The sequence below is a fragment of the Undibacterium sp. TC4M20W genome (assembly GCF_049340245.1).
Classification (GTDB): domain Bacteria; phylum Pseudomonadota; class Gammaproteobacteria; order Burkholderiales; family Burkholderiaceae_D; genus Undibacterium.
Genome location: NZ_JBMPPI010000004.1, coordinates 76,161 through 91,925 on the forward strand (window position 1 = coordinate 76,161; position 15,765 = coordinate 91,925).

Genomic DNA, 15,765 nt, shown 5'->3' on the forward strand with positions numbered 1-15,765 from the left:
TCGGCAAGATAAAACAGGTCGCCTTCGAGCGACCTGTTTTGTTTGTTAGCCTGGTTTTAAAAACCGTAATAGCAAATCCTTGCTTCTATTCGCCAGTAGTCAATATTATTTATCGCTAAGGCGAATCTGTTTGATCACAATTTCCTGCACGGGCATATGTTCATATAAGCCACGTACTTCAACTGCGGTTTGAGCTATCTGATCTGCGACAGTCATACCTTCAACTACACGGCCAAATACAGCATAGCCGCTGATCTCAGTGCCCGCAGGAGCAAGCTGTGGGCCAGCCTGGGTAGGCACCATGGTTTCTTTTTCGTAACGGTAATAGTTAAGAAATTGATTGTCTTTTAGATTGATAAAGAAACCTGTGGGTGCTAACTCATTATTGCCTACCCTGGCTCTGGTCATCGCTATCGTACCGCGCTGATTTTTGAGTCCATTCTTTACTTCAGGCAAGAACACTGGTAAAGAAAAGTCTGGTCGTAGTGCTTCATTTCTTTCGCCCGGGGTCGCCTTCATCAATTCTCCGCCTTGTATCACAAAATCTTTTACGGCGCGATGAACGATACTGTTTCTGTATATTCCTGCCTGAACGTACTTGATAAAAGCAGCAACTGTTTTTGGCGACTGCCTTGCATTCAATTCTATTTTGATGTTTCCTTCAGATGTTTCGATGATAGCGTAACGAGACTGGGCAACTGCACTTGTTGCTGTAAAGAGAAAAAGAGTCAGGCACAAGAATCTTTTGATCATGATTTCAACATCCCTGTGACTGGAATACTGAAACGCGCTTCATTATTTTTGTCCCATCATTCGTCTTTTTCCACTGATTGTACATGCCATTATTATAGTGAGGCTGCCAGCTCATGGAGATGGACAAGATGCCGCTGTCATCGAGGTCTCCGGCAGTCACGGAGATGGGCCCATCCATGATCGTATTGGTTACCAATAAGACCTGGCGTCGACCCTTGTGATAAAGGCTGATGCCCAGACTGCGGGGACATCCTCCATAGGCACCGAAGTATAATTGTGAAATATAAGTGGGGCCGCCGACTTCACCACAGAATGTGGGCAGCACTTCAACCAGCAGGCGATATTTCTCTTCTTCAAAGCTGAATACCAGATCGCGTTTGATTTCTGCTTTTGCTGGCTCCAGTGAGATATTGGGAGCTTCATTACTATTGGTATTCGCATTTTCACTGGCGGGATCGCTAACTAACAATAAGTTAGAGACAGTCATGGCACCAGATTTTGCCATTTTGCGCGTCTTCTCCTGTCCAGAAGCCGTGACCGTTGCTTGTGGTAAGGTGTAAACTGGGTAAGGCTTTGGTGAATTCAGCACTTGTGATTCCTGATAATCTGCCTCACCGACACCGGAAGAAAATCCCATATCAGGCTTGTCGCTATCAATAGTGATGCCAAGCACAGTGTATTGCCAGTTGGTGTTGCTGATAGAAATAATGTAGTCGGTTTCACCCGTGATCAAAGTTCTCTGTATCAAAAAGTCGGGTAACCCATCGCCATTGATATCGCCGTACCACAGGAGTTTCTGCTCACTAAAAATCATGCCCAGCGCGCGATCCAGTATGATGCTGTCAGGTTTACCGGGAACACTCATCAGTAGTTGCATGGACCCTGGCAAGATTTTTGCATCGGCGCTCTTTTGATAAACAGCACGCAGCTCCAGTTTTTTTGCGTCAAGGCTGACGGTTTTTTTCCAGCCTTCTCTGATGGTTTCTTTTATTGTTGTCCCACTTTTGCAAAACGAGCTTGTTTTTTGGAATGATGTAGTGCCTAAGCCTTTAAGTACGAATAAAGCGGATTCAGGAACGATAGGTTCTATGAGAAAGTTTTTTGCATCTTGTCTGTCCCAGTTAAATGGCAACGACTTCTTGCGGAAACCCTGGAACGGGCTGCAGGATAATTTTTCATCATCCCACATTAAAACTTGCCAGGATTTGATACTGCCTTTTTCAGCACCAAAATAAGTTTTGCCATGCTCTTCTAACGTGGTATTTTCTACTTCTTGCATACCTAAAGGTATGCTTTCTATGGCTTGCGCAGATACAGTCTGGTGCAAGCTGCCAAACAACAGGCTGAAAATCAAAATACCAGAAAAACTTGTCATGCTCTTACCTGCATAAAATGAAAATGTGGACGAATCGCTGATGTGAGTGAAATACAATTATCCATACATTCTGTGAGAAGAACCATGCGCGCAAAAATTTCTTTTTTTGCGCCTTGCCTTACAATGCTGCTTTCATCCAATTTCCTGCCACCAATATGCAAGCACGTCCTTTCATCGCTATTGCCGCCATTCTCATGTTCACAGGCGTGGCTGCCGGTGCCTTTGGTGCACATGGCCTGAAGCAAATGCTGAGTGCCGACATGCTGGCTATCTGGCAAACGGCAGTGACTTACCAGATGGTGCATGGCCTGGGCATGCTGGCGCTGGGCATCATGTTGCAACAACAGGATAATGCCCTGTTGCGCAAGGCTGCGTGGGCCATGCTGGCCGGTGTCATTATTTTCAGTGGCAGCCTGTATGCGCTGGCATTGACTGGCATACGCATACTGGGGGCGATTACACCCATAGGTGGGGTCGCTTTTCTGGCGGGATGGGCGATGCTGGCTTGGGCGGCAATCCGTCGCTAAGCCAAAGTCAAGTCATCACTGGCGTGTCTGACCAGTTGATCTGTTCAAACAGGGTTTGCAGTTTCGCCGTGCGCGCCGGATTGATCATGCGCATATAGGCAAGCTTGCCTGCCAGATGAGCGCGAAAATCGGCATGTCCTTCGCGGTTTTGTGAAGCTGGATTACTGCGCAGGCAATTAGTCAGTATCGCTTTCAGGGTATCGTAATCTTTGCGTTTGATATTGCAGTGGTTGTTGACGACGATGCCTGTGACTTGCTGTCTGGTTGAGGCCCGCATGATGCGGGTCTTTTTGTAATTCAATACAAAACCTTCTTCCAGCACGATGGCAGCCACCTGTGGGATAAAACGCCGCAGGCTTTGCTCAAATTCTTCATCACCAGAAAATGTCAGGTCATCTGCATAGCGGCTATAGCTGGCCTGCATACTGTCTGCCAAGGCTTGCAGGCGCACGTCAAGACGGTAAGCACACAGATTGGCGAGGGCAGGGGAGGTTGGCGCACCTTGTGGCAGATGTGGGCTGCGCAATAGATGAGCAGAGCTGACTGGAGCAAATGGGCAGCGGGTTTTGTCTTTGACGATAGCTGTGGGCGTGCGGTTGCTGCATAGCCGTGCCAGCGTACCCGCTACTTTTTCTGGATAGCCCAGTTTGGCGAACAGGGCATGCAGGCGTGAACCTGGAATGCTCGTAAAAAAATCCTTCAAATCCAGCCTGACCACAACGCGCTTCCCCGTGTGTTGTGCCGCATGGCTGATGCTCGAACGGCCTTGCTGAAATGCCTGCGCCGCTGCATGTGGCGGTACGCGGTTCAATAGTTGTTGTAGGATTTTGCTTTGTATATTGCGCAGGCGTGACTTGGGTATTTCCAGCAAACGCCAGCCGCCCGTCGCTTTTTCCAGCCAGCGGTAATGGTAGTGTCCCAGTTGTGGTGCTGCCTGCGCATCCTGCCGCCATTGATCAGCAAACCAGGCGAGTTCATTGACAGTCAGGTTCAGGTGTCTGGCCAGATCAGCGGAGTTATTAAATTCAGGTAAGGCCAGGGCTTGCAGCCATGCCGGTTTTTCAGGGGCGATCGCTGATTGCAGGCAATACTGTTTGATTTGCGGTTTTTCCCCGTCACGCCAGGCATTGTCGTAGCCATGGTCATCTAGTATCAATGTAGCCATTTCATGGCGGCTGTAATGATAAAAATGCGGACCAGCATGCTGTTCAATTTTTTGACATAGCGATGGTATCCACGGCCATTTCCTGCCCAATACCCAGCTCATGTTTTTCATCAGGGCGATATGGCTGCATTCACCTGCCAATAAGGCGTCGGCGATGGCTAAGGCGACCTGTTTGGGAATGTCCATGAGTAAAGGCAGTGGCGTATGATCGTCGGCAGCGGGGCGGCGGAGAGCCTGCAACCAGTCTCGTCAAGTGTGAGCTGTCCTGCATGGAATGCAGGCAGGCTCACGCGATGAAGTACCAGGTAAATTTATCCCGCGGGGTAACCCCGCAGAGGCACTATGGACTTGCGTCTGAGCGCCAGCTTGCAGGGTCCGCCGCAATGCGAAGATAGAGCATGCAGTAGTAGCTGTCAATCCACGAACTGCATCTAAAGCGATTACTCGCTGTATTTTTCTACTGCTCTTTGATAAGCGGGACGCGCCGCAACCATATCAACAAAGCGCGTCAGGTTGGGGAAGGCTTCACGGCCAGCACCGCGCACTGCTGACTGTACGGCGAAAGACAATTGTATGTCTGCGCCCGTCAGGCTGTCGCCAACAAAGTAATCACGGCCTTCCAGTTCCAGGTTCAAGTAGCTGAAATGGTTTGCCACTTCGCTGCTGATACGTGGATGCAGTGGTGCCCCGGCGTCACCCAGGCGACCTACATACAGCTTCAGTAGCAGCGGCAACATGGCTGAACCCTCAGCATAGTGCAAGAACTGCACATAGCGGTTGTAGTCAGTCGTGCCCACGGCAGGGGCCAGACGGCCATTGCCATAAGTACGTATCAGGTAATCGATGATGGCACCGGACTCTATCAGGGTCTGGTCTTTGTCACGGATGACAGGGGCTTTGCCCAGCGGGTGTATCTTTTGCAGCTCAGGCGGTGCCAGACGTGTCTTGGGATCACGGTCGTAAGACATGACGGTGTAATCCAGCCCCAGTTCTTCGAGCAACCAGGTAATGCGGCGTGAGCGTGATTCTTTTAAATGGTGGACTTCTATCATGGCAGCCTCGCAGTGTGGGGAAATGAAAAAATCGGAAAAACCTATTATGCCCAGTTTTGACAAAGCCTGCGCCGACACTTTTTAATTCGCTAGAGTGGCCGCTCTAGACTTTCTTCAGAGAATCGTCGCCAGCGTCATATCCCTGACATAAGGCAGCCCTACTATCTCTCATTTTCCAGGGGAGTAGCCAGATGCAAAACGATCAGAAGAAAAATTCAAAAGCGCCAGCAAATATCGCCAGACGCGGCTTTGTCATCAAGATGTCTTCCGTCGCTGCTGTCATGGCATCTGGCGGTGTTTTGACTGCCTGCGGTGGCTCCTCTCCAGAGCTGAATGGCGAGATGGCTGCCTTTAATTATGGCGTTGCCAGCGGCGACCCTCTGGCAGACCGCGTGATCTTGTGGACGCATGCAAAGATATCGACCGATGCCAGTGTTGATCTGACCTGGCAAATGGCAGCGGATGCCAGTTTTTCCAGCGTTCTGTTCTCGGGCAGGACGACAGCAAGTGCAGCCACAGGCTTTACCGCCAAGGTTGATGCCACTGGCCTGGCTGCAAATACAGAATATTACTATCGCTTCGTGGCCCCCAATAATAGCGTTTCGGCCGTAGGCCGCACCCGTACCCTGCCAGTTGGCAATGTTGATCAGGTCAAGCTGGCGGTGTTCTCTTGCAGTGATTATCCTGCCGGTTACTTCAATGCTTACGACAGTGCAATCTCTTCCGGTGCACAGTTTGCCCTGCATCTGGGTGATTATATTTATGAATACAAGGATGGTGTTTATCCACCAGCTGCGTCGCAAGTCGCAGGCCGTATTTCTGCGCCTGCCAGCGAGATCGTCACCGTCGCTGATTACCGCGCACGCCATGCCCTGCACAAGGCGGATCCTTATCTCAAAGCCCTGCATGCACGTATGCCGATGATCGCTATCTGGGATGATCATGAGTTTGCCAACAATGCCTGGATGGATAGTGCAGAAAATCATAATCCGGCAACGCAGGGCACATGGGCGGCACGCAAGGCAGCGGCCAGCCAGGTCTATCATGAATGGATGCCGATACGCTCGCCAGATACCGCCAATCTGCTGAAGATCTACCGCTCGTTTGACTTTGGCAATCTGTTGTCGCTGCACATGCTTGATACCCGCATGATAGGCCGTGAACAGGCGCCAGACCGCATGCTGGATGCGCAAGGCCGTGATGTGGCTGATCCCAAGTTCTTGCCCTACGCCTTCAACAAGAACAAGCAATTGTTGGGCACCACGCAGCAAGCCTGGCTGGATACGCAAATGACATCGTCCAAGGCAACCTGGCAGGTACTGGGTAACCAGACTGTCATGGGCCGCGTGCAGTTGCCGGCATCAACACTGGTTTCCAATCTGAGCGCAGACTCAGTGACTGCTTACCTGACTGCCAAGGCAACGCCGGCAGCGGCACAGACACAGGCGCAAAAAGATTTGCTGGATCCTTTGAAAAACCCAAAAATTTCCTACAACTTCGATAACTGGGAAGGTTATCCGAATGCCCGCGATACCGTCTTTAACTCCGCAGCGAAATTGAAAACGGCAGGTAAAAAATTCCTGGTTTTGTCAGGCGATAGCCATAATGCCTGGTTCAATAAACTGACCTTGCCGGATGGTACGCAGGTGGGTGCAGAATTTGCAGGCATGTCGGTTACTTCGTCCGGTTTTGAAGGCGTATTCCCTCCCTCAGTAGTGCCGCCTGCGACACTCGCAGGTACCATCAAGGCGCTGGTCGATGACATCACTTATATCGACACCTACCGTCGCGGCTACATGCTCATTACCGTGACACCGGCGCAGGCCAAGGGTGAGTATGTGTACGTCAGTACCGTCACCAGTTCCAGCTATACCACCAGCGTGGATACTTTCACTTACGCTGGCTAAGACAGGTCAGACAGGAGCAAGAGAGCCAGCGATTGCTGGCCTCTTACTCTTCAGACCTGGTATTCCATGGCCAGCACTTCTTCATTTGAATCATTCTCTACCGCTATAAATCCTAGCTGACGGTACAAGCTCAGCGCCCCTCCATTATTACGGTACACCCGCAAACTGAGAACTGGTGAGCCAGTCTCGGCTATGGCACGTCGCATCAATTGCTCACACAATACTCTGCCATAACCCAAACCGTGTGCTGCAGGGGAAACGATGATACGGCCCAGGTGCGTGCGGCGCTCGTCCCGTTGCCAGAATTGGGCAAATCCGACCACATCCTTGTTCACATCAATCAGAACCAGGTCTTGCGCCTGTGGCTTTGCCAGCAAGGCTGGCAAGTCAGCACTGGCAAATGGAAAGGGTAACTGCGGGCCCGCCCAGCGGGCACAGGCCTGTATATTGTTTATCCAGGTGGCGATGACTGCATAATCATCCGGGAGGGCGCTGCGTAAAAGTGGCGACATGTTCATAGAGGATTGGGGGTATGTTTTTTTAAAAAAGACAGCTATGCTCAAGTAAACGGTATTTATTTTACAATTTAACCGTAGACGAAGTGCAATGAGATAAAGATAATCCGCACGTGGTTTGTATATGCTTAGCTCTGTTCAGAATCAGGTATTCGTCTAAATGTCTTGATAAACGCCTTGATTAACCCACTCGAAAATCATCTATGTCAAACGCGCTTGCTGGTAATAACGGACAATTCAATCCGGCTAATTTTCAAAAATTGAAAACGGTGGGACGTTGGGCGCTGAGAATCTTCCTGGCTATCCTATTGATTATTGTATTGCTAGTGGTGGCACTTGCCGTCATCAACTGGAAAGACGAAGCCTTGAATCCAGAAGCGCAAGCTTTTCTGCATGACCAGCAATACCGTGTGCCCGATGCGCAGAATGGTTTTTATATCATGGAGGCAATGAATGCTCCTTTGGGTAGCGATCTACTAAAAACTGGCATAGAGAGTATCAAGGCTGAACAGGCTCTGTACCAAAAAGATAAAGCCGCTTATGAAAGCCAGCACCATCCCGAGCACAGGGGAGAATATGTAAAGTTTAGCTGGAACAATAATCGCTGCAGGAAAACCATACAAAACTGCGTGAAGCTGGATTTGGAGAAACGCGCTGAACTAACTACGCAAATAACCAATAATCTGTTGCTGGCAGAGCGTTATGCATTGATGCGAAAAATGGGGAATTATGAAGAACATCTCATACCGTCTTTCAATGCAAAATTACCAGCCTACATCAACTTAAGCCATGCAATAGATTTGTTATTGACGCAAGCCAGTTTTGATGTCGCAGACGGCAAACTGGATGCCGGTTTGCAACTGCTGGAAAGCAATGACTCTTATCTCAGGTTGATGTTGAAAAACAGTTCCAGCCTGATTTCTAAAATGGTGCTGCAGGCGGCGATACGCAAGCAGGCGCGTACAGTAAGTGAACTGTTGGTGGTGTATCCGGCGCTGCTGGAACAATATGCAGAACGTATCACCAGTCTGGTGCGACCCATGACTGAGGACGAGAAGAGTCTTGAGCGCCCGTACTTGTATGAGGCAGGAGTACAGGTGAATTTTCCCCAGCATTTGCGTGCCAGCCTGGCGTTGACGAAAGATAAATCAGATAATCCTCCTTGGCCTTTGAATTTGCCAGGTGAACTCACTTTCCAGCCGAATGCAACATCCAATATGGTTGCCAGGAACTGGGCATTGATTATCGCCGAGGCAAAAAATCCATCTTCTGGTGCGAGCGACACAAAAAATCGTTTAATCAGCTTGAATCAAGAGTTAAGCGGTAGCGGTATTACTTACTACCTCAATCATGCCTATAACCCTGCAGGAAAAATGCTGATGCAAATAGGTGTGCCAGATTATGCTGGAACCTATATTGATAGAAGCAGAGATACCGACGCCTATTTACGCATGGTCAGTTTACAAGCCGATATCTTGCTTAAAAAAATTCCTGATGCCGACATACCAGCATACCTTGCCAGTGCACCAGCTGCATTGCGTAACCCTTATGATGGCTCGGCCATGGAGTGGGACGAGAAGGCCGGACAATTGAAATTTACTGGTCATGAAAATGCCAATAGTAATCTGGACGGGGGCAAGTTGAATATCGTCGTTCTGCGTTAGAGTTCTCTACTAAATGCAGAGCGCATCTTCAGTAATTCACCGCAAACGATGTTGGTTTAGAATGCCCCTCATCCCTTATAGATGAAATGTTTGCGTATGTGTTTTGACCCAAGCTATCCACTACTCAGCTTGCTTGAATTTTCATGTCAAGCCTAGTTGTCGCTATTGTCTTGTTCGCCGCCTTCCTGCATGCCGCCTGGAATGCAGCGATCAAGGTTGGCACCAACAAATACTTTAATACAGTATTGGTGACATCTGGCGCCGGTCTGGTTTGTGCAATTGTTTTGCCCTTTGTGCGCCAGCCCGCATTTGAAAGCTGGGCATTCATGCTGGCTTCGGTAGTATTGCAGGTAGGGTATTTTTATTTGCTGGCAGCAGCTTACCGGCATGGCGACATGAGCCAGGCTTATCCTCTGATGCGTGGCACTGCACCGCTGCTAGTGGCCCTGGTCAGTGCCAGTGTGATTGGTGAAACTGTACCCACCTTGCGCTGGCTGGGCTTGGGCATGCTGGTGCTGGGCATACTGGGCTTAAGCCTGTCTGGCCAGACCAGTGCAAGTGACAAATCCCAGGCACTGGCAAGCCGTGGTTTTGCCTTGCTGAACGCCTGTTTCATTGCCGGATATACCGTTGTTGATGGCATAGGTGTGCGCAAGTCTGGTGCACCAGCGGCCTATACCATGTGGATTTTTTTGCTGACTGCATTGGTCTTGCTGGCTATTGTCATGCTCAGGGACAGGCAGGTATTTTTTGCTTACATCAGGGGTAAATATTTTCTCGGGGTGGCTGGTGGCACTGCTTCAGTCGCTTCGTATGGGCTGGCATTGTGGGCCATGACCCTGGCACCTGTGGCCGCCATTGCTGCCCTGCGTGAAACCTCGATACTGTTTGCCACAGCGATTGCTGCCTGGGTTTTGCATGAAAAAATCCCAGCCCGGCGGCTGACGGCTATTTTGCTGGCGGTAGCGGGTGCCATCGTCATCCGCTATACCTGACAGACCTACTCTTTGATTGCCTCAACACTGAATGACAAAGTCACTTCATCGCTGACAAAGGGGACATAGCGGCCTACACCATAATCGCTGCGCAGTATTTTGGTATTGCCATTCGCACCGCAGGCGCGCTTCAGATACAGAATCATGAAACGGCATTCAAACTGGGTGATATCTACCGTCACCTTGCGGGTGACATCCTTGATGGTCAGGTCACCTTCTACCTGTACCAGTTTGTCTTCATTAAAGACCAGCTTGTTCGACTGAAAAAAGATTTTTGGGTATTTCTCTGCATTGAAAAAACTGGCCGAGCGCAGGATATTATTGAATGTATCTGAACCGGTATTGATGGAGTCTGCCTCTATGGCAATCTGCAGGCTACCGGTCTTGTTCTCCATGTCCAGTTCTATGCTGCCGCTATTCTTGTCGAAACGGCCGCGCTGCAAGGACAGGCCCCAGTGCTTGTATTCAAAATTGCTGTATGTGTGTTCCTGATCAACGATGTATTTGTCTGCGGCATATCCGCTCATGCCAGTACAGCACAATAGCAGCAGCAGGCATTTTCTGAACATGGCGGTTCCCAGAAAAAAGGCGGTAACAGCTATCATAAGCTGTTACCGCCAGACTTGCCAGTTGCGCTTGGCGTCTTAAGATTTGACGAACTTCAGTGTCATCCTGTCGCTTTCGCCTATCGCTTCATACTGAGCCTTGTCTTTATCTTTGTTGGCATAGGTAGGTGGTAAAGCCCAGACGCCGTTTTCATGTTCGGCATTGTCTTTAGGGTTGGCATTGACTTCAGATTTTCCCGCCAGTTTAAAGCCTACGCTTTCAGCCAGTTTGATGACATAGCTTTCATGCACATAGCCAGTGCTGGCTTTTGCATCCTGGGTTTTGCTGGCTGGCAGGCGATGTTCTACCACGCCAAATACACCACCTGGTTTCAGGCTGTCATAGGCGCTTTGGAACAAGGCTTTCATGGCAGGTTCGCCATTGTCTATCCAGTTATGGATATTTCTGAACGTCAACACCATATCGACTGTACCCCTGGCAGCATAATCAAGCTTGGCTGGCGGGGAGAAAACACCCATTTGTACCTTGCCATACACTGCCGGTGTAGCATCCAGTTTTTGCTTGAAGTTGGCGGCGCCCTTGCTGGCGGCTGGATCATTCAGGGCGACGATCATCTTGCCATTGTCGCGCAGGTAAGGTGCCAGGATTTCTGTGTACCAGCCACCACCAGGCGACAGTTCAACCACGGTCATATTTGGTTTGATGCCAAAGAAAGTCAGGGTTTCATACGGATGACGCGCACTGTCACGTACGGCATTGGCTGGCGTGCGTTGTTGTCCGGCGATGGCAGCCTTCAAGGCATCATCGGCCAGCGCTGCCTGGCTGGATGCCAAACCTGTGATCAGGCTCATGGCGAGCAGAAATTGTTTCATACAAAGTCTCCTGAGGAAAAGTGTTGTGACCGCCACGCCGGATAAACGTTCCATGGCGTAGCAATTGTTCATCGTGCAGCGCATCATAAGCGGTTTTCAAGAAGCTGCGGTAAATGTCACGGAGATGTAAAAAAGAAAACAGAATGCAGGGTATAATCATGCATGTATTTCCTCACTAAGTGTCTCATGAAAAAATCTCTCCTCCTGATATTACCCCTGTTGTTTCCTATTTTATCTTCAGCACAAACTCCGGTATTTCGTTGCGAAGTTGATGGCCGTGTTGTCTGGTCAGATAATCCATGCAAAAGCAAGGGCAAGGTAGTGACCGTCAAACCCCTGAAAACCCAGCCAGCAAAAAACGATAACGCACCCAAGCCACAGCCTAAATAAGTTTCCTTTTCAGGAACTTCGCTCATTAGTGATAGTCTCAAGGCAACAATTATTAAGGAGACTATGATGAAAACCTCAATTTCCCGCCGCTACATCCTGGGTGCCTTGCTGGCATTGGCCAGCCTGCCTGCTGCCGCTGACTGGTCAGATGGCTGGTTCAAAGGAAAGGCCGTAGAAGGTTCAGGCAATATCCAGAAACAAGACCGTGCCGTCACTGGTTTCTCTGGAATAGACCTGGCTTTGCCTGCCAGACTGGAATTGCGCCAGGGCGATAAAGAAGGCGTGCAGGTAGAGACTGACGACAATCTGCAGTCGCTGGTAGAAACCGTGGTTGAAAGCGGTCACCTGAAAATCCGCAATGCCGAAAAAAACAGTTACCCTAAAACCAGGACCATGAATATCGTGGTCTATTGCAAGAATCTGGACAAGATCGCCGTCGGTGGTTCAGGTAAAGTCTGGACCGACAAACTGACCAGCAAAGAATTGCAGACCAAGATAGGCGGTTCAGGCGATGTACAGATCAAGACCTTGCAGGCAGACAGCCTGAGTGTGGTCATAGGCGGCAGTGGCAATTTTGTCGCTGCTGGCACTGTCAATGACGTGGCTGGCACGATTGGTGGGTCTGGTGATATAAAAGCCGGCAGGCTGGAAGCACGCAACGTCAAAATCAAGATAGGCGGTTCAGGCACAGCCCAGGTCTGGGCCAAGGACAGGCTGGATGTCAGCATAGGCGGCTCTGGTGACGTCAGTTATTATGGCGATCCAAAAATCAGCAAATCCATAGGTGGCTCTGGCAAAGTGACGCGCAAGGGTGACGTGCCTGGCTAGGCAATGCGGCCTGCAAGCCCGCAGTCTGCAATCTGCACCTGGATATCCTCCTTGCGGATTACTGGCGCGGGCCTGTAATAATTGGCTTAATAATCGGGTCTGCAATATAAATCAGTACTAGCAACACCGCAATCACAGGCAGGACGGCAATAAAGCCCAGGCCGACGTAAGCAAGGGCACCGCCGACCGCACCCACTACAAAACCCGCAACCGCAGGGATGAAGCGGCGTATGCGTTCGCGCGCAATAATGTTGCCTGAGGCGGCATCGACGAGGTCAATCACGATCTGTGTCACATTACCGGTCATGACCGTCGTGGGTACCAGACTGGACAGGCTCAGGCGGCTGGTGCCATTCTGCAAACCCATGGCCAGTGCACCCAGCATGCCGGTGGCGATGGCGGTGTATCCGGGGTTGGCATCCAGGTCAGGCCGCAGCAAAATACCTGTCATGGCAAAGGCGAGCAGGAACAGGGCTTCCAGCGCCAGCAAAGTTTTTAATACCCTAGTGCTGCTACGTGCGCTCAAAAAGCCGTGTGTCCATTTGGCCACCAGCACACCAGCGATGAAAGCCGGGAAAGCCAGGAACTTTAAGGTCATGCCACTGCCACCGTGTACAAAGGCTGCACCAATCAGGACAAAGTTGCCCGTGACATGGGCGGTGAATAGGCCGAACAGGGCGATGAAACCCAGGGTATCTATATACGCGGCGACCAGGGCCAGCAGGGGTGCCATCCACGCATTAAATGCTGGTGCCGGGCTGCTCGCTGGTGTTGCAGAAGAAATGTCGGTGGGCATATTTATTGTCCATTTTCAATAGGGTGACTCACGAGCTTAGCAAGAGCGTGGCTGCCAGAAACAGGCCACCTGCCAAAGCAAGGTGTTCCAGAAACACAGTCAGCATGCGTCGCATATCCCGAGCATTTTTTTCTCTCCAGAAGGCATGAAACAGCAGCGTTGCCATACAGGTGAAACCAGCCAGGGCAAGCGCTGACCAGCCGCCCAGATAACGCAGCAGGGGTTGCTCGGGAAAGAAGGCTGCTGCTAGCAGGCACAAACTGCCAGCAGTCTGCAAGAACACGGTGCCGTATAATAAAATCACAGGAGCAAAAGGCAGTTGTGCACGGACTTCAGCAAGCCCGTCTTGCCAGTGCAACAATTTGTCAGCGGCACTCCAGGCAAACACACTGGCCAGCATAGCCAGGGCCAGTGTCTGCATCGAAGAGGGCAGTGTCATAGCCAGCACCCACAACCCAGTGCGCCCCAAAAACTTTTTTCATCCGATACCGGCACGGGATTGAGCCAGCTGGACGTATGGCCATGCCCATGAACCTGGCAGGGTTTCGCACAGCAACTGGCATGCTGGACAGGTTTTTGCAGATGACCAGCTTTGTTTTTTTGCACCAGCGGTTCGCGCCAGTAGCCACCAAAGACATTGGTCGGTGCCCAGTCATTGGCTGCCCGTGGCATCGGTGGAGCCAGGTCAGAAAACACGTCGTCACCATGCACGACCTTGCCGCCTACGACGGTCAGGTGCGACACCAGGCTGGCGATGTCCATTTCAGGAATTGCAAACAGATCGGCTGATGGCACGATGAAGTCCGCCAGTTGTCCGGCCTTGATCTGCCCCTGTCTGCCATCCGCATTGGCAAACCAGGCACTGCCTGTGGTCCACAGGCGCAAGGCGGTTTCCCGGTCCAGCAGATTATCTGACTGATACAGATTAGTACCACCGACGGTCCTGCCAGTGATCATCCATGCCAGGCTGACCCAGGGGTTGTAACTGGCAACGCGGGTGGCATCAGTACCGCCGCCGACTGGAATGCCGGCATCAAGCATGCGCCGCACCGGTGGTGAGTGCGCTGCCTTCTCGCTACCATAGCGCTCTATGAAATATTCACCCTGATAGGCCATGCGGTGCTGTATCGCGATACCGCCACCCAAGGCCCTGACACGGTCTATGTTTTGTGGACTGATGGTTTCTGCATGGTCAAAGAACCAGTGCAGATTATTGAATGGAATATCACGGTTCACCTTTTCAAAAGTATCCAGTGCCCGGCTGATGGTTTCGTCATAGGTCGCATGCAGGCGGAAAGGCCAGCGTTTTTCTACCAGCAGGCGTACTACGCGCTCAAGCTCATCTTCCATGCTATCGACCGGTGTCGGGCGTGGCTCACGAAAATCTTCAAAATCAGCTGCTGAAAATATCAGCATCTCACCCGCACCATTGTGACGGTACATCGCATCGCCAGACAGGGGTGGCAGCAAATCACTCCAGGTCTGGAAATCTTCTACTTCCTGCTTCGGTCTCTGAGTAAACAGGTTGTAGGCGATGCGCACGGTCAGCTCGTCTGCCTTCTGCAGTTTTTCTATGATGCGGTAGTCATCCGGGTAATTTTGAAAACCGCCACCCGCATCAATGACCGAGGTAATGCCGAGCCGGTTCAACTCGCGCATGAACAGCCGGGTAGAAATCTCTTGCGCATCCGGGTCCAGTTTGGGTCCTTTTGCCAGCGTTGCATACAGGATCATGGCGTTTGGTTTGGCCAGCAGCAGCCCGGTCGGGTTGCCCTGTTTGTCGCGTTCGATTTCACCACCTGGCGGACTCGGTGTGTCTTTGGTATAGCCAACTGCACGCAGGGCTGCACCATTGAGCAGCGCACGGTCATACAGGTGCAGGATAAACACAGGCGTATCAGGTGCGGCAGCATTGATTTCTGCCAGCGTTGGCAGCCTTTTTTCTGCAAACTGATGCTCAGTGAAGCCACCGACCACGCGCACCCATTGTGGCGCCGGGGTACGGGCAACCTGCTCTTTCAGCATGCGCATGGCGTCTGCCAGGGAGGGCACGCCATCCCAGCGCAATTCCATGGTGTAGTTCAAGCCTGCCCTTATCAGATGGGTGTGGCTGTCGTGCAAGCCGGGAATGGCGGCGCGGCCTTTGAGGTCAATGACGTTGGTGTGCGCGCCCATGTGACGGCGCACTTCTGTGGCATCGCCGACGGCGATGAATTTGCCATCAGCAATCGCTACCGCATTTGCCTGAGGGTTTTGTTTGTCCAGGGTAGTGAAACGGCCATTCAGGTACAGTGTGTCGGCGATAGCGATCATGATGTCAGATAGAGGTAAGATGGATCACAGGCTGCATTTTTGCAGC

16 protein-coding genes are annotated in these 15,765 nt (G+C 51.1%); 6 read left to right on the forward strand and 10 right to left on the reverse strand.

Annotated features, from left to right (window positions below; genetic code table 11):
- Positions 1 to 105: 105 nt before the first annotated feature.
- Both ACO0LL_RS06555 and ACO0LL_RS06560 read right to left on the reverse strand, forming a co-directional pair.
- Positions 106 to 753: a peptidylprolyl isomerase gene (locus ACO0LL_RS06555; RefSeq protein ID WP_422950081.1), complete on the reverse strand. Its 648-nt coding sequence runs from the start codon at positions 751 to 753 to the stop codon at positions 106 to 108.
- A gap of 4 nt (positions 754 to 757) precedes the next feature.
- A complete protein-coding gene (locus ACO0LL_RS06560; RefSeq protein ID WP_422950082.1) occupies positions 758 to 2,128 on the reverse strand; it encodes a hypothetical protein in 1,371 nt (456 codons plus the stop codon).
- 155 nt (positions 2,129 to 2,283) lie between these two features.
- Here ACO0LL_RS06560 and ACO0LL_RS06565 point away from each other — a divergent pair, with 155 nt between their 5' ends.
- A complete protein-coding gene (locus ACO0LL_RS06565) occupies positions 2,284 to 2,655 on the forward strand; it encodes a DUF423 domain-containing protein (protein ID WP_422950083.1) in 372 nt (123 codons plus the stop codon).
- A gap of 7 nt (positions 2,656 to 2,662) precedes the next feature.
- On the opposite strand, the gene ACO0LL_RS06570 is transcribed toward ACO0LL_RS06565, so the two are convergent.
- Together ACO0LL_RS06570 and ACO0LL_RS06575 are read right to left on the reverse strand one after the other, a co-directional pair.
- Positions 2,663 to 4,006, reverse strand: a complete 1,344-nt coding sequence (locus ACO0LL_RS06570) for a reverse transcriptase family protein (RefSeq protein WP_422950084.1) — start codon at positions 4,004 to 4,006, stop codon at positions 2,663 to 2,665.
- 254 nt (positions 4,007 to 4,260) lie between these two features.
- Positions 4,261 to 4,872, reverse strand: coding sequence for a glutathione S-transferase family protein (locus tag ACO0LL_RS06575; RefSeq protein WP_422950085.1), 612 nt, complete (start codon positions 4,870 to 4,872; stop codon positions 4,261 to 4,263).
- 191 nt (positions 4,873 to 5,063) lie between these two features.
- On the opposite strand from ACO0LL_RS06575, the gene ACO0LL_RS06580 reads away from it, so the two are divergent.
- Positions 5,064 to 6,779 carry an alkaline phosphatase D family protein gene (locus tag ACO0LL_RS06580; protein WP_422950086.1) on the forward strand — a complete coding sequence of 572 codons (1,716 nt, stop codon included), beginning with the start codon at positions 5,064 to 5,066 and terminating at the stop codon, positions 6,777 to 6,779.
- Positions 6,780 to 6,829: 50 nt separating this feature from the next.
- On the opposite strand, the gene ACO0LL_RS06585 is transcribed toward ACO0LL_RS06580, so the two are convergent.
- The gene (locus tag ACO0LL_RS06585) at positions 6,830 to 7,291 is read right to left on the reverse strand and encodes a GNAT family N-acetyltransferase (RefSeq protein WP_422950087.1); all 462 of its coding nucleotides are present in this window, start codon (positions 7,289 to 7,291) and stop codon (positions 6,830 to 6,832) included.
- A gap of 206 nt (positions 7,292 to 7,497) precedes the next feature.
- On the opposite strand from ACO0LL_RS06585, the gene ACO0LL_RS06590 reads away from it, so the two are divergent.
- A complete protein-coding gene (locus ACO0LL_RS06590) occupies positions 7,498 to 8,958 on the forward strand; it encodes a hypothetical protein (RefSeq protein WP_422950088.1) in 1,461 nt (486 codons plus the stop codon).
- Positions 8,959 to 9,101: 143 nt separating this feature from the next.
- Positions 9,102 to 9,953 (forward strand): EamA family transporter, encoded by an 852-nt coding sequence (locus tag ACO0LL_RS06595; protein ID WP_422950089.1) that lies wholly within the window; start codon positions 9,102 to 9,104, stop codon positions 9,951 to 9,953.
- A 5-nt stretch (positions 9,954 to 9,958) separates the two neighbouring features.
- On the opposite strand, the gene ACO0LL_RS06600 is transcribed toward ACO0LL_RS06595, so the two are convergent.
- Positions 9,959 to 10,522, reverse strand: coding sequence for a YceI family protein (locus ACO0LL_RS06600; protein WP_422950090.1), 564 nt, complete (start codon positions 10,520 to 10,522; stop codon positions 9,959 to 9,961).
- Between the two features lie 75 nt (positions 10,523 to 10,597).
- Positions 10,598 to 11,392 carry a class I SAM-dependent methyltransferase gene (locus ACO0LL_RS06605; RefSeq protein WP_422950091.1) on the reverse strand — a complete coding sequence of 265 codons (795 nt, stop codon included), beginning with the start codon at positions 11,390 to 11,392 and terminating at the stop codon, positions 10,598 to 10,600.
- 186 nt (positions 11,393 to 11,578) lie between these two features.
- On the opposite strand from ACO0LL_RS06605, the gene ACO0LL_RS06610 reads away from it, so the two are divergent.
- The gene (locus ACO0LL_RS06610; protein WP_422950092.1) at positions 11,579 to 11,782 is read left to right on the forward strand and encodes a DUF4124 domain-containing protein; all 204 of its coding nucleotides are present in this window, start codon (positions 11,579 to 11,581) and stop codon (positions 11,780 to 11,782) included.
- Positions 11,783 to 11,848: 66 nt separating this feature from the next.
- The gene (locus ACO0LL_RS06615) at positions 11,849 to 12,610 is read left to right on the forward strand and encodes a head GIN domain-containing protein (protein ID WP_422950093.1); all 762 of its coding nucleotides are present in this window, start codon (positions 11,849 to 11,851) and stop codon (positions 12,608 to 12,610) included.
- A gap of 58 nt (positions 12,611 to 12,668) precedes the next feature.
- Here the strand turns inward: ACO0LL_RS06615 and ACO0LL_RS06620 are convergent, their stop codons facing one another.
- The 3 genes from ACO0LL_RS06620 to ACO0LL_RS06630 are packed head-to-tail and all read right to left on the reverse strand — an operon-like array spanning position 12,669 to position 15,719.
- On the reverse strand, positions 12,669 to 13,406 hold the full coding sequence (locus tag ACO0LL_RS06620; RefSeq protein ID WP_422950094.1) for a YoaK family protein: 738 nt from the start codon (positions 13,404 to 13,406) through the stop codon (positions 12,669 to 12,671).
- A 28-nt stretch (positions 13,407 to 13,434) separates the two neighbouring features.
- Complete coding sequence (locus tag ACO0LL_RS06625; protein WP_422950095.1) at positions 13,435 to 13,845, reverse strand: hypothetical protein; 411 nt, start codon at positions 13,843 to 13,845, stop codon at positions 13,435 to 13,437.
- Entirely contained in the window at positions 13,842 to 15,719 is a 1,878-nt protein-coding gene (locus tag ACO0LL_RS06630) for an amidohydrolase (RefSeq protein ID WP_422950096.1), read from the reverse strand. The genes ACO0LL_RS06625 and ACO0LL_RS06630 overlap by 4 nt, the downstream gene beginning before the upstream one ends.
- Between the last annotated feature and the right edge of the window lie 46 nt (positions 15,720 to 15,765).